This window comes from Sphingobium sp. Ant17 (assembly GCF_000588875.1).
GTDB lineage: Bacteria > Pseudomonadota > Alphaproteobacteria > Sphingomonadales > Sphingomonadaceae > Sphingobium.
The window spans coordinates 1-24,052 of the sequence record NZ_JEMV01000065.1 but is presented as its reverse complement, the minus strand read 5'-3'; the positions used below and the strand labels follow the sequence as shown (position 1 = coordinate 24,052).

24 protein-coding genes and 2 pseudogenes are annotated in these 24,052 nt (G+C 58.8%); 12 read left to right on the top strand and 14 right to left on the bottom strand.

The window, feature by feature from the left end; translation table 11 throughout:
* The 5 genes and pseudogenes from BF95_RS25800 to BF95_RS27555 all read right to left on the bottom strand — a co-directional run.
* The coding region (locus BF95_RS25800) for a sulfotransferase (protein ID WP_152542873.1) at positions 1–1,854 on the bottom strand (1,854 nt) is incomplete at its 3' end.
* A gap of 283 nt (positions 1,855–2,137) precedes the next feature.
* A pseudogene (locus BF95_RS20430) lies at positions 2,138–3,095 on the bottom strand (phytanoyl-CoA dioxygenase family protein).
* A gap of 46 nt (positions 3,096–3,141) precedes the next feature.
* On the bottom strand, positions 3,142–3,924 hold the full coding sequence (locus tag BF95_RS20425; protein ID WP_043153962.1) for a DUF5672 family protein: 783 nt from the start codon (positions 3,922–3,924) through the stop codon (positions 3,142–3,144).
* A gap of 2 nt (positions 3,925–3,926) precedes the next feature.
* Positions 3,927–5,528: a glycosyltransferase family 2 protein gene (locus BF95_RS20420; protein ID WP_327195492.1), complete on the bottom strand. Its 1,602-nt coding sequence runs from the start codon at positions 5,526–5,528 to the stop codon at positions 3,927–3,929.
* Between the two features lie 216 nt (positions 5,529–5,744).
* Positions 5,745–5,927 (bottom strand): hypothetical protein, encoded by a 183-nt coding sequence (locus BF95_RS27555; protein ID WP_152542871.1) that lies wholly within the window; start codon positions 5,925–5,927, stop codon positions 5,745–5,747.
* Between the two features lie 101 nt (positions 5,928–6,028).
* Between BF95_RS27555 and BF95_RS20410 the strand changes: the two genes are divergently transcribed.
* Positions 6,029–7,522, top strand: coding sequence for a phosphomannomutase (locus tag BF95_RS20410; protein ID WP_043153956.1), 1,494 nt, complete (start codon positions 6,029–6,031; stop codon positions 7,520–7,522).
* A 23-nt stretch (positions 7,523–7,545) separates the two neighbouring features.
* Here BF95_RS20410 and rfbA read toward each other — a convergent pair whose 3' ends face one another.
* Genes rfbA through BF95_RS20385 form a run of 5 tightly spaced genes read right to left on the bottom strand, consistent with a single transcriptional unit; the run spans position 7,546 to position 12,175 of the window.
* Positions 7,546–8,415 carry a glucose-1-phosphate thymidylyltransferase RfbA gene (rfbA, locus tag BF95_RS20405; protein ID WP_043153954.1) on the bottom strand — a complete coding sequence of 290 codons (870 nt, stop codon included), beginning with the start codon at positions 8,413–8,415 and terminating at the stop codon, positions 7,546–7,548.
* Between the two features lie 19 nt (positions 8,416–8,434).
* Positions 8,435–9,322 (bottom strand): dTDP-4-dehydrorhamnose reductase, encoded by an 888-nt coding sequence (gene rfbD / locus BF95_RS20400; RefSeq protein ID WP_043153952.1) that lies wholly within the window; start codon positions 9,320–9,322, stop codon positions 8,435–8,437.
* The gene (gene rfbB / locus BF95_RS20395) at positions 9,319–10,365 is read right to left on the bottom strand and encodes a dTDP-glucose 4,6-dehydratase (RefSeq protein WP_043153951.1); all 1,047 of its coding nucleotides are present in this window, start codon (positions 10,363–10,365) and stop codon (positions 9,319–9,321) included. Before rfbB ends, rfbD begins: the two co-directional genes overlap by 4 nt.
* Positions 10,366–10,368: 3 nt before the next feature.
* Complete coding sequence (gene rfbC, locus BF95_RS20390) at positions 10,369–10,935, bottom strand: dTDP-4-dehydrorhamnose 3,5-epimerase (RefSeq protein ID WP_043153949.1); 567 nt, start codon at positions 10,933–10,935, stop codon at positions 10,369–10,371.
* 31 nt (positions 10,936–10,966) lie between these two features.
* Complete coding sequence (locus BF95_RS20385; RefSeq protein ID WP_327195491.1) at positions 10,967–12,175, bottom strand: polysaccharide biosynthesis/export family protein; 1,209 nt, start codon at positions 12,173–12,175, stop codon at positions 10,967–10,969.
* Positions 12,176–12,287: 112 nt separating this feature from the next.
* On the opposite strand from BF95_RS20385, the gene BF95_RS29715 reads away from it, so the two are divergent.
* From BF95_RS29715 to BF95_RS26655, 5 genes are all read left to right on the top strand, one after another.
* The gene (locus tag BF95_RS29715) at positions 12,288–12,659 is read left to right on the top strand and encodes a Wzz/FepE/Etk N-terminal domain-containing protein (protein ID WP_235209903.1); all 372 of its coding nucleotides are present in this window, start codon (positions 12,288–12,290) and stop codon (positions 12,657–12,659) included.
* Positions 12,653–13,450: a hypothetical protein gene (locus BF95_RS20380; RefSeq protein WP_235209902.1), complete on the top strand. Its 798-nt coding sequence runs from the start codon at positions 12,653–12,655 to the stop codon at positions 13,448–13,450. Before BF95_RS29715 ends, BF95_RS20380 begins: the two co-directional genes overlap by 7 nt.
* A 2-nt stretch (positions 13,451–13,452) precedes the next feature.
* Positions 13,453–14,250, top strand: a complete 798-nt coding sequence (locus BF95_RS20375) for an ABC transporter permease (protein WP_043153945.1) — start codon at positions 13,453–13,455, stop codon at positions 14,248–14,250.
* Complete coding sequence (locus BF95_RS20370; protein WP_043153943.1) at positions 14,247–14,894, top strand: ABC transporter ATP-binding protein; 648 nt, start codon at positions 14,247–14,249, stop codon at positions 14,892–14,894. The genes BF95_RS20375 and BF95_RS20370 overlap by 4 nt, the downstream gene beginning before the upstream one ends.
* A 559-nt stretch (positions 14,895–15,453) precedes the next feature.
* Positions 15,454–16,514, top strand: a protein-coding gene (locus tag BF95_RS26655; protein ID WP_152542869.1) for an IS630 family transposase whose coding sequence is annotated in 2 segments (ribosomal slippage) — positions 15,454–15,853 and positions 15,853–16,514 — 1,062 coding nt in all. Because the reading frame shifts where the segments join, the coding sequence is not laid out codon by codon here.
* Positions 16,515–16,655: 141 nt separating this feature from the next.
* Here the strand turns inward: BF95_RS26655 and hemW are convergent.
* Positions 16,656–17,815, bottom strand: a pseudogene (gene hemW, locus BF95_RS20355) (radical SAM family heme chaperone HemW).
* 121 nt (positions 17,816–17,936) lie between these two features.
* Between hemW and BF95_RS20350 the strand changes: the two are divergent.
* Positions 17,937–18,491, top strand: a complete 555-nt coding sequence (locus BF95_RS20350; protein WP_327195490.1) for a hypothetical protein — start codon at positions 17,937–17,939, stop codon at positions 18,489–18,491.
* Entirely contained in the window at positions 18,488–18,703 is a 216-nt protein-coding gene (locus BF95_RS30785; RefSeq protein ID WP_327195489.1) for a hypothetical protein, read from the top strand. Before BF95_RS20350 ends, BF95_RS30785 begins: the two co-directional genes overlap by 4 nt.
* 18 nt (positions 18,704–18,721) lie before the next feature.
* On the opposite strand, the gene rdgB is transcribed toward BF95_RS30785, so the two are convergent.
* Positions 18,722–19,351, bottom strand: a complete 630-nt coding sequence (rdgB, locus tag BF95_RS20345; protein WP_043153939.1) for an RdgB/HAM1 family non-canonical purine NTP pyrophosphatase — start codon at positions 19,349–19,351, stop codon at positions 18,722–18,724.
* Positions 19,352–19,484: 133 nt separating this feature from the next.
* Entirely contained in the window at positions 19,485–20,201 is a 717-nt protein-coding gene (rph, locus tag BF95_RS20340) for a ribonuclease PH (RefSeq protein ID WP_043153938.1), read from the bottom strand.
* Between the two features lie 92 nt (positions 20,202–20,293).
* Between rph and BF95_RS20335 the strand changes: the two genes are divergently transcribed.
* The 4 genes from BF95_RS20335 (at position 20,294) to BF95_RS20320 (ending at position 23,820) form a co-directional block, all read left to right on the top strand.
* Complete coding sequence (locus BF95_RS20335) at positions 20,294–20,800, top strand: DUF6438 domain-containing protein (RefSeq protein ID WP_043153936.1); 507 nt, start codon at positions 20,294–20,296, stop codon at positions 20,798–20,800.
* 55 nt (positions 20,801–20,855) lie between these two features.
* The gene (hrcA, locus tag BF95_RS20330; RefSeq protein WP_043153965.1) at positions 20,856–21,899 is read left to right on the top strand and encodes a heat-inducible transcriptional repressor HrcA; all 1,044 of its coding nucleotides are present in this window, start codon (positions 20,856–20,858) and stop codon (positions 21,897–21,899) included.
* Positions 21,896–22,450 carry a nucleotide exchange factor GrpE gene (grpE, locus tag BF95_RS20325; RefSeq protein ID WP_043153934.1) on the top strand — a complete coding sequence of 185 codons (555 nt, stop codon included), beginning with the start codon at positions 21,896–21,898 and terminating at the stop codon, positions 22,448–22,450. The genes hrcA and grpE overlap by 4 nt, the downstream gene beginning before the upstream one ends.
* A gap of 128 nt (positions 22,451–22,578) precedes the next feature.
* Entirely contained in the window at positions 22,579–23,820 is a 1,242-nt protein-coding gene (locus tag BF95_RS20320) for a threonine synthase (RefSeq protein ID WP_043153963.1), read from the top strand.
* A 5-nt stretch (positions 23,821–23,825) separates the two neighbouring features.
* Here the strand turns inward: BF95_RS20320 and BF95_RS29710 are convergent.
* The coding region (locus BF95_RS29710) for a hypothetical protein (RefSeq protein ID WP_043153931.1) at positions 23,826–24,052 on the bottom strand (227 nt) is incomplete at its 5' end.

Below are 24,052 nucleotides of genomic sequence, written 5' to 3'. Positions count from 1 at the left end.
TCCGACATCCGTCACCTCTGCCTGCCGTTGCTGCAAGAGCTTGCTAAGCGCCACGACCTCCGATTGCGCGACCGCCAGGCGCTGCTTTGCATCTTCCGTCTGAAGCCGAAAATCTTCGGCCAGCGCGGTCAGTTCATTTTCGCGCAACGCCATCTGCGCCTTTACCGAAGCGTCATCGTTCAACTCGGCCTGCCGTTGCTGCAAAAGCCTGCTGAGCGCCACGACTTCCGATTGTGCAGCCTCCAGGTTCCGCTTTGCTTCTTCGTTCTGAGCACGAAAACCCTCAATCAGGATCTCAGAATCCTCGATCCTATTAAGAAGAAGAGATTTCTCTGCTGGACTGAGGTAGCGGTTTTGGACATCAGCGAGGCGCGCAGAGGTCTCGCTCAATGATTTTTCGGCGGTAGCAAGACGAGATTGCAGCAGCGCGACTTGATCTTCACTTTTTTTCCGTTCGCCGGCAAGTGTGAAAACCCATGCATTTGCGTCTTGCAGCTTGGCTTCAACGACCTCCAACTGCCCCTCGGCCGCCATGCGCCCTGCTTCGGCCTGAGCCAACTGATGGTGCTTGTCGTCCAGGCTAGCAAGCGTTTGGGCGATCTCCTCTTCCCGCTGGCGCAGGGTACTCTGGACATCCCCCAGTTGATGCCGGTGATCGGACAGCTCCTGCCTCAGCGTCTCGATATCGCCTTGTGCGGCACTCAAGGCAGCCGCGTCCGCTTCCTTGTCGGCCAGCGTGGTGCGCAGATCCGCTTCGACCGCATTGGCATGGTCGCGAAGCGAGGCGAGGTCACTTGCCAGCTTCGACTTTTCCGCCTCCAATTCCAGGCGGGCATTTTCCAACTGCGCTTCGAGGCTTTGAATATCCTCGCTTCCCTGTCCCTCGCTTGCAAGTTGCGCATCACGCAACTGAGCGATTTCAGCCGTGATTTGCGTCAATTCGCCCTCCCTGGCTTGAAGCAAAGCACGAAGTTCACGATTCTGGTGCCGCTCGCTCGAAACGTCATATGTCAGCTTTGCAAATGCAGGCCCGGCGACGTTCAACTGCTGCCGGATGTCATCGAGTGCGGCATGGTCGTCTGGATTTTCTTCCGACGTGGCCCAGCGCCGTAGGATGGCATCGGTATCTCGCACCCATTTCGATACAGTCAAATTGGACTGGACGCTTTTCTCGGATCGAATGTGATGGCGGCTGTCCCGATCCAGAAACGCCTCCATCTCCATGGCGGTGAGGGATGAAAAGCGTGGCCAGGCGATACCCAATATATCCTGCATCCTTTCCGCCTCCCCGACCCAGTCTTCGAGCAGATTTTCATAGGTCAGGAAAACGCGGCGGCGTTCGCGACTACCATGTTCTGCGTCGAGAACATGTCGCAACCAGAGTAGCATAGCCAGATCCCGGTGCATGCCGTCGCGCGCCACCAAAGAATCGACCACTTCGAGTGGATTACGCAGAGGCACAACCACCAGTGGCGAAACCTCCGCTCTATCCAGAACGTCAAACCAGAAACGCGTCAACCGACAGTTACGCGGATCCTTCAGCACAAAGAGCGGCGACGTACCGAATTCTTCATTCAGGACAGTCGAAGCACGCTGCATGAAGTCATCAACGACAGGAGAATCATACCATGCGGGATTATATTCTTGCCAGTCGTCCCAGTTGCTGCCCGCGGAATGCAGAACGGCGTCGTTCAACGCCATGATGGCGCTCGATTCCCAATGGCCTTTGGGATTGGACGGTGCTTCCGGCATCAATGTATTTGGCAGGTCGCATCCCAGCAAATTCAACATACGTGCAACGGCGCTCGTCCCGGACCTATGCATCCCGAGAACCACAATAGTCTTGCGCTGCATTAAATTGCTCTCTTCTTGCTTGCTGACATTTCACCACCAGATCACAAATTTTCGGAAAATCGCAATCTCACCCAAGCAACACCCCAAGCGATGTCACCAGCCAAATTCACTGCACCATCTATGCTGCAATGCGGTATATTGGTCAATCGCCTCCCCCACCGTCGAAAGCCTTTCAGAGATGGGGCCTGACCAGGTACAAATTCCTGTTATCTAGTGTGTTTTCATCTATAAAATTGGTGATTGGCACCATGCTGAATTCCTTGGCACATAGCATATCTGGTCCTCATCGGTTTTTTGAAAATCTACGCCGAGCCCAACGCCAGATCCGGCCATGCCGACCTCGGTTCATGTCGCTTCGCTGGCGTATCACCTCTTTCCCCAGATAGCGGTTTGCGCGCGGGCTCCCATCGCAGATCGCTACCAAGTCGCGCATGTCCAATTGCCCGATGGCTTCATCCGAAAAGGCGGGCGTGTAATAGATGCAATCGTCGAAATAATAATGCGTCACCTGCGACCAACGGGTCAGGCGCGCGTCATTCTGAGGGCTACCGCCGTGAAGCAAGTTCGCGCACCAGATCAGCGCCTGCCCCTTGCGCGCCAGGAACACCTCTTCGCGCGCGCCATGGACATCGCACAAAGCAGCCCAAGCCGGGCCATAGGGTCCTGCGCCGACGCTAGGTCGCTGCCAAAGCCCCGCCGCCCGATCAGCGCGTTAGTCATGATTGGCCAGCGTGGGAGCCAGGATAATAGAAAAGCGGACCAGCGTCTGGGCCGACATCTTCCATCGCCAGCCACACGCCGCACATGAACCGTTCGGGCAAGCTGGAAAAGTGAACAGAATCCGAATGCGCATCCTGCTGTGTTCCGACCGAGAAATTGAGCGTTTGGAAAGGAAAAGCGCCGCGCCCGTAAAGCTTGCTAAGCAGGTTAATAACCGTCTGGTTCGCCGCGATAGCGCGAACGTCGTCATTCTCTTTCCAGGCATCCTGCACACGCCGCTCGCCCACCGTCTTGTCGCTGTCGGGATCGGTCAGGTCCATGCCATATTGCGGACCAAGATCGACCTGTATCCGGGCGATCCGCGCGTCGATATCCACGTCAGGAAAATCGAACACCGCATAGCCTTTTTCGTGCAGGTCGCCCGCAATTCGCATTTCCTCATCCGTAAAGCCCTGTGATGGAGCTACTGCGGGAAACAGTGGGGATTCGATCAGCGGCAGACCGGGAAACAGACTGATCAAGACGCTTTGGTCCTTTCTGCTGACAGGACGGGGCACAGACGATGTATCATGGCCTTTGGTGTAACCCTATGGCGTCAAGGACGCGATCGGCAATCATGCGGAGCGCACAGACTTGGCCCCTCCGCCCCTGAAGCACCTGTTTTAAAAGCACTACGAAGTCATGCCTGATGGTACTCCGGTCGTCCAGAGTGCTATAGACATTCCAGAACGCCTCCGTCCCAATTGCGCGGGGCATATGCCATACGCCATGATAGCCAAAGCTGCTGGCCAGATCCCCTGCCCGCTCCGTCGCGAACATGTCCGCCAGTGCGCGCGGGGCAAAGCGCATCCCCCTGCCCTCCAGGCGAGCGCGACCGACACGACCGATCGCGATATCTTCGGGATGCACGGCTGCAAATTCCGGTTCCCGGCATGCTTCCATCAAACGGCGGCTGCGCAGCGAGAAACCACCATTGCCGACATCATGGCCATCTGTGAATTGCGGCCAGCTCGCGCCGATATAGTCATAATCCAGAAATTCGTCGCGCCATTGTGTCGCGTTCAGCACATGTCCGTCCCATTGCGCGACCAAGCAATGTGATGTTTCGACATAATTGACTATTTGCGACAGGAGAAAATCGGAATAGGCAGCCGCAGAGGTCAGCGGCGCGATCGGTATGACCATGATGTCGGGATGATCGGGCGTCACTTGGGCATCGGTGAACAGCTTACACGCCGCAAAATCGATCTGTGCCATACAGGCTTCCAACGCGCGGATGGTAGCGGCCACATTGACCGAACTGGCCGCACAAAGCGTTACCTGCGGCAGAACCAGACGGGCGCCAGCCATAGTTAGATTGCGACGACAAAACGCTCTGCCGCGCGGCTGAGCTGGGGATGGTGGAACGGATCGGTAATCTCGTCGGTGTTCCATATGCGCTTGAGCGCCGCAAGTTCTCCGGCAAAGCGCGCGGCACCGACGGGATCCTGATCCAGTCCGCGCGACACCGATTCGTGATGTATAAGCGTGGCGCGCGGTTCATAAAGCGATTGCCAGCCACGCTGATTCAGGCGCAGGCACAGGTCTACGTCGTTGAAAGCGACCGCAAAATTGCGTTCGTCCAAGCCGCCTACCGCCATGAACCGTTCCCGCTGCACGAGCAGGCAAGCCGCCGTAACTGCTGAGGTAAACTGCGGCAGAGCATGGCGGCGAAAATAGCCTTCCTCGTTCGGATGCAGAAAGCGATGGGCATGACCAGCGGCATTGCCTACCCCAATGACGACTCCTGCATGTTGAATGCGTCCGTCGGGATAAAGCAGCCTTGCCCCCACCGCGCCAACATCATGGCGCATCGCTTGATGCGCCATGATCGCCAGCCAGTCTGGCCTCGTCATTTCGATATCATTGTTGAGCAGGCACAATAGCTGCCCTCGCGCCTGTGCCGCTGCCCGATTGTTGATCGCAGAATAGTTAAAAACGCCGCGGTGGTTTAGCACCTGGGTATGTACGGAATCTAAATCAGCGAGATAGGCCCTCGTTTCTGGATCGTCGCTATCATTGTCCACCACGATTACGTCAACTGTAGGATAATCGGTAGCCGCAATCCCCTCCAGACAGGTCCGCAACAAGTCGACACGGTTGCGGGTGGGCACAATGATGGTGACATGCGGCATGTCGCGCGACGGCGCGACGGGAGCAGCCGGAATGCGTGGGGCAAAACGAGTGCGGCGGTGATGCAGCATTTGGCGGACATGGACCGGGGACCGCCCCTCCGCTTGGGCGGCGCGCATGACAAGTTGCTGCGCCCAGTCCGGGCGATCAGCCACCGCTTCCAAATCAGCCCGCCCCGCGTGCAATATGCAGGCCCCGGTCAGATAGTCGAAATGTTGAAACAGTTCGCTGTTCCAGTCCGGCTTGAAATGCGGTGCGGTGCGACGGCTGCGTTTGTCCAGTTGATCATCATCGGCATAGATGATCTTCGCCATGCCGGCATCATTGCTTTGTTCAGCAATCGCCGCGCAATAGGCCGCCGCAGTACCGGGTGCAATCCGGTCGCCGATATTTATCGGCATCAGCCATGGCTTCGCGCTCCAATCCACCGACTTGGTGGCGGCAGTGATATCATGTGCCTGCGCCGCGCCTATTATCAGCGCAGGGATGCCTTCGGTTGCCAAACTACGTCGAGTAATGGCCAGTTGTCGCCTGTCACCCGTTCCATAAACCAACGAAATGATCGCCGATCCGATGTGAGATCGGCCATTTCCCGAGTTCGTCTGCTCCTGTCGCAACGCCCATAGCCGGTAAGCTCTGGGCGACTGGCTGAGCAAAGGCGCGAACTGCCCGCGTGCGCGCACACGCTTTCGTTTCAACCACCATTTTGCCGCGGTCAGGTAAGCCTGGGGATCAAACAGGAAGGCATCAACATGAACACGAGCAGCCAGCCACGTCGCCACTATCCTATCGATATGATCTTCGGTTCGTTTCCGTCGCATGCGATCGTGGCAATAGCGGAATTGGAAATGATCATAAAGGGAAAGAAACCCGATATATGTTAAGCTGCGGTGACAAAAAATTTGATCTTTAGTCGTGCGTCGACAGTCATCAAAACGCCGCGCTCCGGGCTGATCCTTTCCTTGGAAAAATGCGGCATAATCGCTTCACATGCGGCATCAGGCAACCAAAACACTGCGCTTCCATCCAGAGCCTTCCCCGATTGCAAGCTTCAGCTGATTATCAAAAAAGCGCGCAATAAGTTTCTGAATGGCTTTGGCAGCTAGGCCGTGGATATTATACGGGCAGCAATGTAGATAGAAGCGCCATACCATCGCGGAGTCGCGAAGATCGAGATGCATATATCGCGGCCTTCGCCGTTAAGAAACGGAGCGCTGATTGATAACAGGATCGACTACGACGATATGCCTTTGATCGCACAACCATTGTTATCTGGAGCTTTATGACAAACCCGGTTTCTGTAGCCGACCTCATGGGGCTTTCGGGCGTTGCCTTCGGTACCAGCGGTGCACGCGGTCTGGTCAGCGCAATGTCCGACCGGATTTGTTTCGCTTATACTTGCGGCTTTTTGCAGCATCTGGCCCGTATCGGCCAGTTCGCGCCGGGCGGCCATGTGGCGATTGCCGGGGACCTGCGTCCGTCGTCTCCGCGCATCATGGCTGCCTGCGCCGCCGCGATCACGCATATGGGCGGCTATGTCGATAATTGCGGTTTCGTCCCCTCACCAGCGGTGGCTAGCTATGGCTTCACGCAGAATATCGCTTCACTTATGGTGACGGGTAGCCACATCCCCGACGACCGTAACGGCATCAAATTCAACCGCGCGGACGGAGAAATCCTTAAAGCCGATGAACTGGCGATGCGTGCCGAGATATTGGTCTTGCCCGACTTATTTGATGAGCAGGGTATGCTGGGCGAGGTCGCGACCCTTGGCGCTCTCGTCAATGTATCAACCGCTTATATTGCGCGCTATGTCGATTTTTTTGGAGACAAGGCGCTGCAAGGGCTGAAGCTCGGCGTCTATGAACATTCCGCCGTCGGCCGCGACATCATGGTCGCACTGGTCACGCAGCTGGGCGGCACTGTCCATCGCTTAGGCCGGTCGGATCGCTTCATTCCCGTCGATACCGAAGCTGTCAGGCCAGAGGACCAGGCGCTGGCTCGACAGTGGTCGGCAGAGCTAGCTTTGGATGCGATATTGTCCACCGATGGGGATTCCGATCGACCGTTGCTAGCAGATGAGAATGGCACTTGGCTGCGTGGCGATGTGCTAGGTATATTATGTGCTCGCGCTTTAGGGTTAAAGGCGGTGGCGACACCGGTCAGCTGCAACAGTGCAGTGGAACTATCGAGCTTATTCGATGTGGTGCGCCGCACTCGCATCGGATCCCCGTTCGTGATCGAAGCGATGCAGACGCTGGTTGCCGATGGCCATGCCGCCGTTGGCGGCTATGAAGCCAATGGCGGTTTCCTGCTTGCGACACCGGTAACAAGAGAAAGCACCACTCTAAAGGCGCTGCCAACACGCGATGCTGCCCTGCCGATCATTGCCGTGCTGGTCGATGCGCGTCGACGTGGCATGACGCTCTCGGCGCTCCAGGCCGAACTGCCATCGCGGCATACGTTCAGCGATAGGTTGCAGGACTACCCCGTTAGTCATAGCCAGGCGTTGCTGGCACGGCTTCAGCAGGGTAGTAAAACTGAAATTTTGTCCCGGCTGACCCAGATGTTTAAATCCATAGCCGGTGTTGCCACCGCCTATGACCTCACCGACGGTCTGCGTATGCAATTTGAGAGCGGCGATATCATCCATCTGCGCCCAAGCGGCAATGCGCCAGAACTACGCTGCTATACCGAGAGCGCGGCGGGCAATCGCGCCGCCGCGCTCAACGGACAGGTGCTAAAATTGATCGCGCAGGACAGGGCTGATAGTTAACCGAAGCTGTCGGTGCCAAACATTCAGCTTTCGGCCAATATTCCTTTCAAATAGCGGCCATAGTCCGACTTACCCAGCTTGACGATCGCCTTCTCCAACTGCGGGCCGTCGATGAAACCCTGACGGAAGGCAATTTCTTCTGGGCTTGCGATCTTGAAACCCTGCCGTTTTTCTAGAACACGCACGAACTCGGCTGCATCCAGCAAACTATCAGGCGTACCGGTATCGAGCCAAGCATAGCCGCGGCCCATTATTTCCACATTCAATTCGCCGCGTTCCAGATAGACCCGATTAACGTCGGTGATTTCCAACTCGCCGCGCGGTGAAGGCTTCATGTTGGCTGCAATATTAACGACCTGCGCGTCATAGAAATAGAGACCTGTGACTGCCCAATTCGATTTAGGACTTTCCGGCTTTTCTTCGATGGAAACAGCCTTCATCTTATCATCAAAGCTGACAACGCCATAGCGTTCGGGATCGTTGACGTGATAAGCGAACACGCTCGCGCCGCTCTTGCGCGCCGACGCGCTGTCTAAGATTTCGGGCAGGCCATGGCCGTGATAGATATTGTCACCCAGGATCAACGCAGACGGCTGGCCGTCTACGAAATCCGCGCCGATGATATAGGCCTGTGCCAAACCGTCTGGGCTCGGCTGCTCGGCATAATCGATCGTCATCCCCCAGGCAGAACCATCGCCCAGCAGCGACTGGAAAGCTGGCAGGTCGCGCGGAGTCGAGATGATCAGCACTTCGCGAATGCCCGCCAGCATCAGCGTGCTGAGCGGATAATAGATCATCGGTTTGTCATAGACCGGCATGAGCTGCTTGGAGGTAGACAGCGTCATCGGATAGAGGCGCGTGCCGCTGCCTCCGGCAAGAATGATACCCTTCATAGCCTATTCCTCTAATAAATCAGTGGGCCGCCGGTTGCAGGCGCGCAACCACGGTATCGAGCGACCCGCGCCAGTCGGGTAGCGTCACGCCATGAACTCGTGCGATCAGACCGCAATGGAGCCGCGAATTGGCAGGGCGAGTGGCGGGCGTGGGATAGTCCTGCGTACCGATGCGTCGCACCGAAGCACATGGGCCGCCATGCGCAGCGGACGCTGCGAAAATTGCTTCGGCAAAGTCGGCCCAGCTGGCTTCGCCCTGTGCCGTCATGTGGAAAATGCCGCGCAGTTCCGGGCTACTATCGGATACCAGATTGCTCGCTACTAAGAGGACACCGTCCGCAATATCGAGGGCGCTGGTAGGATTGCCGACTTGGTCGGCAACCACGGATAGTTCGTCCCGGTCCGCGCCAACCCGCAACATGGTCTTGACAAAATTGCTACCGAACGGACTGTAAACCCAAGCCACGCGCACGATGGCACTATTGGCATGGGTCGACAACACCGCCTGCTCACCCGCCAGTTTCGACGCGCCATAGACGCCAGTGGGCCCAGTGGGATCGCTTTCCAAATAGGCGCGGTCGAGTGTACCGTCGAACACATAATCGGTCGAGACATGGACCAGCGGTATGCCCAACGCCTTGGCCGCCTGTGCCACAGCGCCTGCACCTGCGCCATTGACGGCATGGGCGAGGTCGCTTTCCGTCTCCGCCTTGTCGACTGCAGTATAGGCGGCCGCCGAGACGATCGCCTCAGGCGCGGAAGCTTCCAGCGCACGAATGACCGATGCTGGATCTGCCAAGTCAAGCTGTGGACGACCGATCGCAATCACCTCATGCCCAACGGCCCCGCCACGCTCTATCAGACTGGTGACAACCTGGCCAGACTGGCCTGTTACGACAATCCTCATTTGTTCAGCCCCAACCTCTGACCGTCATATTGGTCGCGCAACGGCTGCCACCACCACTGGTTTTCCAGATACCAGCGCACCGTCTTTTCGATGCCACTGTCAAAATTCTCCTGCGCCTTCCAGCCCAGTTCGTTTTCAAGCCGGGTCGCGTCAATTGCGTAGCGCGCATCATGGCCGGGGCGATCAGTCACATATTCGATCAACTCAGCGCGCGGCTTGTGGGTTGGGCGCAGTTCGTCGAGCACGGCGCAAATGCGCAATACAACGTCGATATTCTTGCGCTCGTTACGGCCACCGACATTATAGGTTTCACCCGGCACGCCGCGCTCGATGATGATGTCGAGCGCACGTGCATGATCGTCGACATAGAGCCAGTCGCGGATATTATCGCCCTTGCCATAGATAGGCAGGCGACGGCCTTCAAGCGCATTGAGGATAGTAAGCGGGATCAGCTTTTCGGGGAAATGATAGGGTCCGTAATTGTTCGAGCAGTTCGACACCACCACCGGCAGGCCATAGGTGCGCTGCCATGCCTTGGCGAGGTGATCGGACGCAGCTTTAGACGCCGAATAGGGAGAACTGGGGTCATAAGGAGTGGTTTCCTCAAACAGGCCTTTGTCACCCAGCGAGCCATAGACTTCATCGGTCGAGACATGGAGGAAGCGGAAGGCGGTCTTGGCGTCGGCTTCGAGGCCATTCCAGTATGCGCGCGCAGCCTCCAGCAGGGTAAAACTGCCCACCACATTGGTCTGAATGAAATCCGCCGCGCCAGTGATCGAGCGATCGACGTGGCTTTCGGCGGCCAAATGCATGATGCGGTCGGGCCTGAAGCCGGTGATTGCGGCGTCCATCGTTGCACGATCGCAGATATTGGCATGCAGGAACTGGTGGTTATTCTTGCCTTCGACCTCTTTCAGCGATGCCTCGCAACCCGCATAGGTAAGCGCGTCTATGGTCAGGACGTCGTAGCCCTTTTCCAGCACCAGATAGCGGACAAGGGCCGAGCCAATAAAGCCGGCACCGCCGGTGACAATCACGCGCATGGGTTATTTGCTCCAGTTGAAATAGGCAGGAAGGTCGGTCAGCAGCGGCTGCTTGCGATCCTTGGCAGACAGGGTGTCGGCGTCAGCGGCGTCGGGCCAGACGATGCCAATCGCCGGATCATCCCAAGCCAGCCCCTTATCACATTCTGTGTTATAGTATCCGCCGGTGACCTTATAGGCGATGACCGTATTGGGTTCGAGTGTGCAGAAGCCGTGGGCAAAGCCTGGCGGCACCCACAGTTGCTTGCCATTATCCGGCGTCAGCGTTTCGCCGGCCCACTGGCCATAGGTAGGCGATCCCACGCGGATATCGACGGCCACATCATACAGCGCGCCGGCGGTGCAACGCACCAGCTTGCCCTGGGCATGGGGATTACTCTGGAAATGCAGGCCGCGGATGGTGCCAACCCGGGCGCTCATCGACTCATTGTCCTGAACGAACATATAGTCACCGATATGTTTAGCGAACAGATCAGCGCGGAAAGTCTCCGCGAAGTAACCGCGCTCGTCGCCGATATGGCGAGGGGTCAGAAGCGTAACGCCTGCGATATCGTAGGTCTGGACTTCCATATGTTCTCCTGAAAAGTGCGACTGATTTCGATCAGTTATTGCTGTTCTGGATCACCGACACAGCACTGGTCACCGTCAGGACCGGTGAGAAGAGCTGGCTAATGAGTTGAACGAGCTTGCTGGGCTGGTTAGCCGCCGCATTACCAAAATAGAGCACATCTTTGTCTTGCATCACAAATTTCTGCGCCAAGAAATAGGAGCCTGTCTGCATCATATTGAGATGATAGACCACTGGCACTTCGTTGCCGCTCTCGTCCCGGACATAGCGGAACAAAAAGATGGCGGCGGGATCACCGAGATTGGGGTTGGTGCCGCCAGCGGTTGCAACCGCCTCTGCCAAAGATACGGACGAACGCCTGAAGGGTACTTGTTCTACTCGACCCGAAGCGCCCAGAATGGAGTATGTTCGCGGATCATCTACCAGCATTAGTCGATCGCCTGGACGGATGCGCACGTCAAGTGCTGGATTTTCAACCATATCGTTGATACGAACGTCCGCGCTGGAGGCTCCGCGCATGATGCGCACCATGAGGTCCTTCGAACTGCCGCGATAGCCGCCTGCAAGCGCAATCACGTCTGACAGGCTTTCGCGGTTCGTCTGAAGCACGAGACGTCCTGGCTTTGCTACTTCACCGCCAATGATGATCGAATTGGTGATGGCCTGGTCAAGAGCCACCAAAACCTGGGGATTTTGCGACAAGCCTTTCAGCGCATTGCGGATCATGGCCTCAACCTCCCCCGTGGTAAGGCCTGCAACATTGAGCGTGCCGGCATAGGGTATGGTGATATCGCCCCCGTCATCGACGCGCATTGGCGGCAACTTTTGAACTTGGACGCCCGGAGTCGCCATCATTTGGCCTGAACCGCCGGAATTGCCGCCACCGCTAAACAGGGTAACGCCGGCCTCGTAGATGTTGATGTCGAGGACATCGCCCGGCCCTACCATGTCGGTTGGCGTCTGGGTGATTTCAGGGAGACTTGCGACGGGTTTAGCAATGTCAGGGGCGACGGGTATCCCGGTTGCGGACTGGATCTGGACTAACCGGATGGGCGAGCCATCCTTCGGAGCGATCGCGGACCTCTCAATCTGCTTACCGGTTGGACCGCTCGAGGGCAGTGTGGCGCAGCCTGCAAGCCCCGGGAACAGGGCCAAACATACGATTTTCTTTAGATACATGGATAGTGGTCTCGAAAGGCTGGCTGCTTGTGAGCGCAACGCCTTAGCATCACGATCGAACAATGGACAATAGTTCCTCTTGGGCTTGCGGCCACACGCGCTTGGTCTTGCACCTTTGCCCATGTTCGCCTAGCGCATAGCCGCTTGTATCCGCTTAAAGGCGCCGCGCAGATTTATGAACGCCAACCCCACCTTTCCCGTCGATACCGACATGCCCACTCAGCATTCTGCCTTATCGCAGTGGCTCAAAAAGCGACGCTGGTTTCTGATTTTTGTCGCTTTGCCCACGCTGCTGGCAATGCTCTATTACGGCCTGATCGCGTCCGACATCTATGTTTCGGAATCACGCTTCGTCATCAAAAGCCCGGATCAGAAACGCGGCCAGACGTCGACGCTTGCCAATTTGGTACAGACTACAGGCCTGTCGGGCGGGCAGGAGCAGACTAACGAGGTGCTGACTTACGTCCGCTCCCGGGACGCGCTAAAGGCATTGGAAAAAACGTCGATGTCAAAGACAAGTTCGCGACATCCCAAGCTGATATGCTGAGCCGCTTTCCCCTGCCTTTCTCTGACAATAGCTTTGAAAGCCTGTTCAAATATTATGGCAAGCGGGTCGATGCACTCATGGACACCGAAGCCGGAACCGCAGTCATCAAGGTCGAAGCGTTCACCCCACAAGATGCCTATATAATCAATAGGCAACTGCTCGATCTGAGTGAGGCATTGGTGAATCGCCTCAATGAGCGCGCGCGCACCAAGGGCATCGTCGAGGCGCAACGTCAAGTCGATCTCGCTACGCAGCGGGCCAGAAATTCACGAATTTCTTTGGCGCAATACCGCAATGCCAAATCGCTAATCGACCCGGAAAAGCAGGCGGTAGGTGTTTTAGAAATTTCCAACAGCATGATCGGGGAGCGTGCCGCACTGCAAGCTCAACTTGATATCATGCAGCGCTTGACGCCCAATAACCCGTCCATCCCGGCTATGCGCGACCGGATCAAAGCCATCTCGGTGCAGATCTCTTCGCAGGACAGCCGCATCGTGGGCACGGGCAGCGGCATCGCTTCTCAATTGGGTGGTTATGAAAACCTGCTTGTGGAGCAAGAGTTTGCAACTGAAAGCTTAACCTCAGCCAACGCAGCGCTGGTTCAAGCTCGCGCTGAAGCGCAACGTCAGCAATTCTATCTGGAGCGTGTAGTTGATCCCAACACGCCCGACACACCGTTGCTGCCAAAACGCTTTATCAACATTTTGATCGTGTTTGCAGCGTCCTTGTGCCTCTATTTCATCGTCTGGATGTTTGCGATCGGCATTCTCGAGCACGCGCCGGAAGACTGAAGATGGCCAGCAGCAGCCTCTCTAAGCTCCGCGCCAGTTGGGCCATTCAAGTCCGGGTGATACACGCCTTGATGATCCGTGAACTGATCACCAGATTCGGACGGGATAATATCGGCTTTCTCTGGATCATGGCGGAACCCTTATTATTCGCGGGTTTAGTAGGGGCTCTATGGCACTTTACGCATGGTGCCACCGAACATGGCATCAATGTTATCGCTTTTGTGGCTACCGGTTATATTCCCATCACCCTGTTTCGCCATGGTGTATCGCGTAGTGTGGCTGTATTCACGGTAAACCAAAGCCTGCTTTATCATAGGCAGATAAAGATTGTCGATTTCATCCTAACCAGATTCGTTATCGAATTTCTTGGTGGTATGATGGCTTATCTGTTCATGGCAATCGTGTTGATGATATTCGGACAATTTCCGATGCCCGCGGATTTTGGGTTGCTGATTGCAGGATGGTTTCTATACTCTTCGTTTTGCTTCGCAATTTGTTTAATTATTGCTCCTCTTTCTGAAATGTCGGAGGCAATGGAAAAATTCATACCGGCGACCACTTATATCATGATTCCATTTTCAGGTTTATTTTATATGCTGTCTTGGTTGACACCTGCCGCAAGAGAATTTCTCCTTTTATCACCATTTGTTAATGGTATGGAGATGATGCGAAAAGGTATTTGGGGCGATCAAGTAACGGTATACTATAATATTTGGAATCCGATCATCTGCTCAGCCGTTGCTGCGCTGATAGGCCTTATTCTATGTCGGCGTGTTCGCCGGATGTTGACGGTCGAATGATCATCTGTCGCGATGTCGCAAAATCATATTCTCACGGACGTGGAAATAAACGCGTCTTTGATGGCGTCAATCTTACCGTTAAAAGAGGTGAACGGGTTGCCTTGTTGGGGCGAAACGGTGCGGGGAAAAGTACCCTGATAAAACTTATCGGCGGTGTCGAGTTGCCCAGTTCAGGCAAGATCATTCGTCAGATGTCGGTATCCTGGCCTCTGGGTTTTGCCGGGGGTTTCCAAGGCAGTCTAACGGGTTATGACAATGCACGCTTCATCGCGCGAATTTATCAGCGTGACTATGCGGATGTCAGGACGTTCGTGGAAGAATTTACCGAGCTTGGCAGCCAATTAAAGATGCCCGTCAAGACCTACTCTTCTGGCATGCGCGCACGTCTGGCTTTTGCCCTTTCTTTGTCAATCGAGTTTGATTGTTACTTGATCGACGAGATTATTCTCGTGGGCGACCAAAACTTCCAGCGCAAATGTCAGATAGAAATGTTCGAAAAACGTGAGGATAGAGCGATGATCGTAGCCTCGCACAGCCCTGATTTTATGAGGCAGTTTTGCAATAAGGCCGTCATCATTGATAAAGGCAAGGCTGATACCTACGATGATGTAGATCTCGCCCTAAACATATATTCCGGACTTTAGGAAATCTGTGCACAAGTGCGGATAAGTAGAGGCAATTTACTTCGGGTCGAACATCCTCTTCAAGATGAGCCTTGAACGCAGCATATCGTTCGATTGGACAGGGGTGATTAAAAATTTTCTGGTTGCGTTGAGGAAAGGCTGTGGCGGCACTCAATGCGCTCTATCGCGCCGCCAAAGATGACTCCGCGTGACCCCGCTTGTGATGGCCAAAACGCTGCTGCGTTCAATCGACGATTTCCAGACACCTACAAAAGCCGCCAGTGGCTGACCGCTTCAAGCCATTCACTGGCCGAACGTGAAAATGGAGGCGCTTTCTGGGGCAGCTTGGCAGCACGGTTGTTGATCCGCCAGCAGCGTGGTTGTTCGAAGAACGCCTTATAAGCGCCGAACCAATCGACGAGCTTTTCGGCCGTTTGGATACCACGGTGATCGGCCGTAGCAAACTCGGGAAGGGCAATCAGCGCGATCTTATACCATCCGTCCGTGATGCTGACTCACGTGGGGGATTCCCAAAGCGGCGAAACTATGAATCTATGTCTTCGGGTTGGAGGGCATTGTCATGGGTGCAGCGATTGGATTGCGAGACGACTTTGATGCAGCGGGCTTGAGGCGACTGGCGCGGACGACAAAGAGCGCGAACCAGGGACGCCGACTGCTAGCTTTGGCGGAAATCTATGATGGCGCGAACCGCAGCGATGCCGCGCGCATCGGCGGAGTGACCCTGCAGATCGTGCGGGATTGGGTGGTGCGGTTCAACGCCCGAGGTCCAGCGGGTCTCCTTGACGGCAAGGCCCCAGGCAAGCCGCCCTTGCTGAATGATACCCAGCGCCAAGCGCTCGCGGAGGTCGTTGAAAGTGGACCGATACCAGCGATCCATGGAGTTGTGCGTTGGCGGCTGATCGACCTGGCGCGGTGGCTTCATGACGAATTTGGGGTGTCTCTGACGGAAACGACCGTAGGGCGAGAGTTGAAAAGCTGGGCTATGTSAAATTGACGGCACGCCCACGTCACCATGCCCAGAACGAATATGCGATGGAGGACTTCAAAAGGGGCTTTGCAGCCGAGCTGGCAAAGATCAAAGCCGCTCTCCCGCGCGACACGCCCATAGAGGTATGGTTCCAGGACGAGGCCCGTATCGGCCAGAAAAACAAGATCACCCGCCGCTGGGCCAGGCGCGGCACCCGGCCTTCAGCGCCCAAGGATCAGAGGACCAAATCAGCCTACATCTTCGGCGCTATCTGCCCTGAGCTTGGTAAGGGCGCTGGCTTGGTCCTGCCCTTCTGTAATACCCAGACCATGTCGCTGCACCTGGCGGAGATATCGCTCGCTATCGAACCAGGTGCCCACGGCGTGCTGCTGATGGATCAGGCCGGATGGCACATGACCGGGAAGCTGGAAGTACCCGATAATATCAGCATCGTTCCGCTGCCGCCAAAATGTCCTGAACTCAACCCGGTCGAAAATATCTGGCAGTTCATGCGCGATAACTGGCTATCCAACCGCATCTTCACGTCCCACGACAACATCGTCGACCTTTGCTGCGAAGCCTGGAACAGGCTGATCGATCAGCCCTGGCGCATCATGACAATTGGACGCCGCAAATGGGCACGTGGGTCGTGATCAATGCAGGTTGGTATAAGACCGCGCCGACCGAGCAGCCGTAAGGGCGGCATGCCCGTTCGTTTCGAGCGAAGTCGAGAAACCTGTGCGTGGCGTTTCTCGACTTCGCTCGAAAGAACGGAGTTTGAGTTGGCCCGGTTTCTAAATCGCCACCACTTGCGGCAGGATCGCATCGAGCAGCAGCAGGCCTGCGGGGGTGACTTGCAGGTGGGTGCCGTGTTGGCGGAGAAGGCCGATGCCGGTCAGTTGCGCTACGGCGTGTTCATCCACCAGCCGCGATGGAGCAACGCCCGATTGGCCTGCGATGCGGGCCAGGTCCACGCCTTCATGCAGCCGCAGGCCCATCAACAGCGCTTCGCGCGCACGGTCTTCGCTCGCCAGCGCATCCTCGCTCTGGCTGCCATGGCCGTTGCGCGCGACCGCGCCAATCCAGTTTTCGGGCTTGCGATGGCGTTGCGTCGCCATGCCGCCGCGCCGTCCATGCGCGCCGGGGCCAATGCCGATATAGTCGCCATAGCGCCAATAGATCAGATTGTGGCGGCTCTGCTGCCCGGCGCGGGCATGGTTGCTGATCTCATAGGCGGGGATGCCCGCCGTCGCCGTCATCGCCTGCGTCAATTCGTAGAGGGTCGCGCCATGATCGGGATCGGCGGGGGTGAGCTTACCCTGCGCGACGAGCGTGGCGAAGCGGGTGCCCGGCTCGATGGTCAGTTGATAGAGCGAGAGGTGCCCGGTGCCGAACGCCAGCGCGCGGGTGAGTTCGGCCTGCCAGGCGGCTTCGCTCTGGCCGGGACGGGCGTAGATGAGGTCGAAACTGACCCGGTCGAACACGGATTGTGCGGTGGCGAGCGCCGCCAGCCCTTCGGCCACGTCATGCGCGCGGCCGAGGAAATGCAGCGCTTCATCCTCCAGCGCCTGCAGGCCGAGCGAAACGCGGTTGATCCCGGCGGCGGCCAGATCGGCAAAGCGCGCGGCCTCGACCGAATTGGGGTTGGCCTCCAGCGTGATCTCAATGTCGGGGGTGAAACCCCAATGATCCTGCGCGGCGGCGATGAGCGTTTCGACCAGGCTGGCGGCATCAAAGACGGCGTGCCGCCGCCGAAGAAGATCGACGAGAGTGGCCGCCCGGCGGTCAGCGACGCCTCATAGGCCATGTCGGCCAGCAGCGCGCTGCGCCAGGCGTCGATGTCCACGCCATCGCGAACATGGCTGTTAAAGTCGCAATAGGGGCATTTCGACACGCAGAAGGGCCAGTGGATATAGAGCGCTTGCGCGTCGGTGGCGGAAGTAATGGAGGACATTGGGATGGCGTCGTAAAGCCTTTTGGCTGGCGCGGCTACAGGCAGGGTGCCGGTGCGCGCATGGATATTATAGCGGGACGGCGCATTGAACAGGATCAGGACCGCTGCAGGAGATAATAGGATGCGCTACCCCAAGCTGGCATGGATGCCATCCGTTTGTGCGCTGATCGGCTTGGCGGCGTGCGGTGCGCCCAAGCAACCCGATGTCGCAGAAGGCCGCAATGATGCCGCAGCGCCTATGGTTGCAAGCCCCGAAGCGGAAGAGGCACCGCAAACCGCTAATGCGATGAACGTCGCCACGGCGGCCTCCGCGCCGCAGCGTTTGTCGTGCGCGGCGGACATCGGATCGGCGGCAGCCGCCGAGCGCGTCAAGCTGTGCCGCAACGTGTCGCCCGCGACGCATCCGCCCTGCAACGCGGCCAATAGCTGTGCCCTGATCGAGGATGAGATTGCGCGCAGTTGCGCCCTGTTCGACGGGAAGGGCGACCCGATGTCGGGATGCGACCCCGCGCCCAAGAGCATGGCGGCGGCGATCGCGGTCGTGCAGCGCTATTATGCCGCGATCAACGCCAGGGATTATGGCACGGCCTGGGCGCAATGGGGGGATGACGGCCCGCCGAACCAGACATTGCAGGCCTTTCAGGCGGCTTTGCCAATACCCGGTCGACGCGCGTGACGATCGGCGACGTGGAGCCAGGTAGCGCTGGCGCGGGGTCGATCTATCAGACCGTGCCGGTGACGGTGGATTCGCAATTGCAGAACGGCACCGTCCAGCGCTTCGCAGGCGATTACATCGTGCGGCGGGTCAATGATGTGGACGGAGCATCGCCTGGCCAATTGCGCTGGCATATCGGTCAGGCGACGCTGAAAGCCGTGCCCGCGCGGTAACGCGGGACATGGGGTCGGTCAGAAAACCGCTGCGACCAGTTGCCGGAACGCGTCGGCGCGGTGGCTCATGGCGTGCTTGGCGTCGGGGTCCATCTCGCCAAAGCTGATGTCGTGGCCCAGCGGCACGAACATCGCATCATAGCCAAAGCCCTGCTCGCCGCGTGGTGGCCAGACAAGCGTGCCATCGACCCGGCCCTCGAACGCCTGAATATGCCCGTCGGGCCAGGCGAGGGCGAGGGCGCAGATGAAATGGGCGTCATGGCCCGCATCCGGCCCCTTGGCCTCGATCCCGTCCCAGACCTTCTGCATCGCCAGCGCGAAATCCTTGGATTCGCCCGCCCAGCGCGCGGAGAACAGGCCGGGGCCGCCGCCCAGTGCCTCGACGCACAGGCCGCTATCGTCGGCGAGCGCGGGCAGGCCGGAGAGGTCGGCGGCCTGCATCGCCTTGAGTTCGGCATTGGCGATGAAGGTGGTGCCGGTTTCCTCCGGTTCGGGCAGGTCGAGCGACGCGGCGGAGATCGGTTCGATCCCATAGGGGCCGAGCAGGGCAGTGATTTCACGCACCTTGCCCGCATTATGGCTGGCGATCACCAGCTTGCCGGGGGCGAGTTTGCGGATCGCCTGTTCCTGTCCGAATTGGTCGGTCATGATGTTACCCTAAAACATTGTCCGTCATCCCAGCGAAAGCTGGGATCTCACTTCTTTTTCGCTGCATCGGCGTCAAAAGAAAAGGGAGATGCCAGCTTTCGCTGGCATGACGAATAGATGTATGCGCCGGACTTTACCGCCCCGTGGCGACATCCTGGGCGGCGAAGATCTTCGCGCAGCCGATACGCGCGAGGCGCAGCAGGCGGAGCAGTTCTTCCTCGTCATAGGCGGCACCCTCGGCGGTGGCCTGGACTTCGGCGAATTTGCCGTCGCCGGTCAGGATGAGGTTCGCATCGGTTTCGGCATTGCTGTCCTCGGCATAATCGAGGTCGAGGACGGGGGTGCCTTCATAGATGCCGCAGCTGATTGCCGCGACCTTCTGGATGATCGGGTCTTCCTTGAGCGCGCCCGACGCCATCAGCTTGTCCACCGCGATGCGCAGCGCGACCCAGCTACCGGAAATCGCCGCCGTGCGGGTGCCGCCATCGGCCTGGATCACGTCGCAATCGATCACGATCTGCCGTTCGCCGAGTTTCTTCATGTCGACGACGGTGCGCAGCGAGCGACCGATAAGGCGCTGAATTTCCTGGGTGCGGCCCGACTGCTTGCCTTTGGCAGCTTCGCGGCTGCCGCGCGTGTGGGTGGCGCGGGGCAGCATGCCATATTCGGCGGTGACCCAGCCCGACCCTTTGCCGCGCAGGAACGGCGGCACCTTTTCTTCGACCGACGCGGTGCACAGCACGCGCGTATCGCCAAAGCTGATGAGGCAGCTGCCCTCGGCATGGATGGTGAAGCCTGGCTCCATGGTGATGTCGCGCATCTGGTCGGGCGCGCGGCCGGAAGGACGCATAATATTTCTCCAAAACGATATGGTGACGGCGCTTAGCGCCCGGCGGCGTGTGTTGCCAGTGTCATGGCGACAATAAGTGCGTATGAGGCGATATGAAGAAGACGATGTTGATTGCGCTGCCGCTGTTGCTGGCAGGATGTGCCACGGCCGAACCGGGACTGGAGCCGCCCAGGGCGGCGGGTGATGTCATCCGCTTCACCGCCGGGCGCTGCTTTGGCAGTTGCCCGACCTATAGCCTGCATGTGTCCCCGGACGGGTCCGGGCTGCTGGAGCCGCAACGCTTAACTTCCGTTCCGGGTCCGACCCGTTTCACCATAACGCCAGCCCAATATCGCAGGTTGGTGGCGACGCTGGCCCCCCATCGACCGGCGGCCGGGACGAGCCGCAAGATCGCCCATGGCGCCGAATGCGAGCGGTTCGCGACGGACCTGCCCGGCTATGTGATCGAATGGACGCGGCCGGGACAGGCGGCGACCCGGCTGGAATATCAATCGGGGTGCATGGATGCGCGCTATGGCCCGTTGCGTGTGGCGATCGCGGCGGTGCCCCGGATTCTCGATGTCGAACATATGCTCAATCCCAAGGCGGTGACGCCATGACCGCTGCATGGGCGGCGATCTTGAGCATGCCGCGTCGCGCGCTTACATCATAATCATGTCGATCACCCCCATCTCCGAACTGAACGACCGCGCGCGGGACGTCTTTCGCCTGGTGGTGGAGGGCTATCTGGGCACCGGCCTGCCGGTGGGGTCGCGCACCATCAGCAAGCTGGCGACGCTCAACCTGTCGCCCGCGTCGATCCGCAATGTGATGCAGGATCTGGAGGAGCTGGGCCTGCTTGCCGCGCCCCATGCCTCGGCCGGGCGGATGCCGACCGAAACGGGGTTGCGGCTGTTCGTCGACGGGATGATGCAGGCGGCCGAGCCATCGGCCGAGGAACGGCGTGCGATCGAAGCGGGCCTCGCCGAAAGCGGGCCGATCGAGGAAGCGCTGTCGGCGGCGACGGCGGCGCTGTCGGGCCTGTCGGCATGCGCGGGCATCGTGATGGTGCCCCGGCGCGAGCCGGTGTTGCGCCAGTTCGGCTTCGTGTCCTTGAACGATCGGCAGGCGCTGGCCGTACTGGTCGGGCAGGACGGGTCGGTGGAAAATCGCGTGCTGGACCTGCCGCGCGGCGTGACGCCGTCGATGCTGAACGAAGCGGCCAATTTCATGTCGGCGCGCTTTGCCGGTCTGACGCTGCGGCAGGCGGGCGACCGGCTGGCGCAGGAGATGGAGAGCGAACGCAGTGCGCTCGACGGCGCGGCGCGCGAGCTGGTGTCGCGCGGCATTGCGATCTGGTCGCATGATGCCGATGACCGGCCCGTGCTGATCGTGCGGGGGCAGGCGCATCTGATCGACGATGGCACTGCCGCTGACCTGGAACGGGTGCGGCAATTGCTGGAGCAACTGGAGGGGAAGCAGGAAATTTCGCGCCTATTGGAGAGCGCGCTGGCGGGTAGCGCGACCAAAATCTTCATCGGATCGGAAAACAAGCTCTTTTCCCTGTCGGGTTCTTCGGTCATAGCCGCGCCCTATCGTGGCGCGGACGGCCGGGTGGTCGGCGTCGTCGGCGTGATCGGCCCCACGCGCTTGAACTATGCCCGGGTGATCCCCATGGTGGATTTCACTGCACAAACGCTGTCGAGATTGATGAGATGAGCGAAGAAAATCTGAACGTCGAAAATACCGAAGTCGTGGATCAATTGCCGGAGGAGGATGCACCCGTGGCCGATGACCAGGGGGAGCGCATCGCCGCGCTGGAAGCGGAACTCGCCACCGCCAAGCAGGATATTCTCTACGCCCATGCCGACACGCAAAATGTGCGGCGGCGGCTGGAAAAGGAATTGGTCGACGCGCGCGCCTATGCATCGACCGCTTTTGCCCGCGATATCCTGTCCGTCGCCGACAATCTGTCCCGCGCGCTGGCGGCGATCCCCGCCGATCTGCGCGAGGATGAGAAATTCAAGGGGTTGGTCGCCGGGCTGGAAGCCACCGGCCGCGAACTGGAAGCGGTGTTCGGCCGCAACGGTATCGTGAAGATCGATTCGGTCGGCCAGCCGCTCGACCCCAACAAGCATCAGGCGATGATGGAAACCCCGTCCGCCGACGCCGCGCCAGGCACGATCCTGATCGAAATGCAGGCGGGCTATATGATCAAGGACCGGCTGCTGCGCCCGGCGCTGGTCAGCGTGGCGAAAGCACCGGAATAAGCAAACCGGATTGTTTATCCCGTTCGCCCTGAGCCTGTCGAAGGCCCCCACTTTCTGAAAAGAAGGGCGGGGCTTCGACATCGGGACGAGACATGCGGCTCGTCCCGACAGCCCGAACGGAGATTATTGTGTTGCACGACCTCAACCTGACCACGGACCGCCCGACATTCGTCACCCATCTCGAATGTTCGCTGACCGGCGAACAGTATGCGGCAGACCAGTTGCATGGGCTGTCGGCGGCGGGGAAGCCGTTGCTGGTGCGCTATGATCTGGACGCGGTGCGGGCGACGCTGACCAAGGATGCGCTCGATGCGCGGCCGATGGACCTGTGGCGCTGGCGCGAATTGCTGCCGGTTCGGCAGACGGCCAATATCGTCAGCCTGGGCGAAAATGCGACGCCGCTAATCCCCTTGCCCCGCACGGCGAAGCGGTTGGGCGGTGGCACCTTGCTCGCCAAGGATGAGGGGCGCTTGCCGACAGCATCCTTCAAGGCGCGCGGGCTGGTGATGGCGGTGTCGATGGCCAAGGAATTGGGGGTGACCCAGGTGGCGATGCCGACCAATGGCAATGCCGGCGCGGCGCTGGCCGCCTATGCGGCGGTGGCGGGGATGGAGGCGATCATCTTCTGTCCCGCCGATACGCCCGAAATCAATGTGCGGGAAATCGCGGCCCAGGGCGCTCGGGTCTATCGCGTCAATGGCCTGATCGACGATTGCGGCGCGATCGTGGGGGAAGGGGCCAAGCAGCGCGGCTGGTTCGATTTCTCGACGCTCAAGGAGCCCTATCGGATCGAGGGCAAGAAGACGATGGGGCTGGAACTGGCCGAGCAGCTGGGCTGGGAACTGCCCGACGCGATCTTCTACCCCACTGGCGGCGGCACCGGCCTGATCGGCATGTGGAAGGCGTTCGACGAACTGGAGCAGATCGGCTTCATCGGATCGAAGCGGCCCAAAATGTTCGCGGTGCAGGCGGAAGGCTGTGCGCCGATCGTTCGCGCCTTCGACCAGGGCGTGGAATTTGCCGACCGCTGGGAGGATGCGCATACGATCGCGATGGGCATTCGTGTGCCGCGCGCGGTCGGCGATTTCCTGATCCTGCGCGCAGTCCGCGCGAGCGGTGGTGCGGCGCTGGCGGTGTCCGATGCGGCGATCGCGGCGGCGGTGCGGGATGTCGCGCGCGACGACGGCCTGTTGCTGTGCCCGGAGGGTGGGGCGACGCTTGCTGCGTACCAACGGGCGCTGGACGAAGGGCTGATCGGCCGGGATGAATGGGCGCTGCTGTTCAATTGTGCGAGCGGCCTCAAATATCCGCTGGAAGATCATTCGCGCCTGCTCGACCGCCACGCGCCGATCGATTTCGCGACGCTCTGACGCTCTTAAGATAGAAAAGATATATCGCAGCTCTTGACGTCCGGACTTTTTAAGATATATCTCAATGCATCATGAAGCATAGTGAAAGACATATGATGCACTTCCAACATACACAGGGCGGCCATGGTCGCCACCACCACGGCCATGGCCGATTTCTCAGCCCCGATGGTTTTGACGGGGGCGGTTTCGGGAGAGGCGGCTTCGGGCGCGGCCGGGGCGGTCCCTTTGGCGA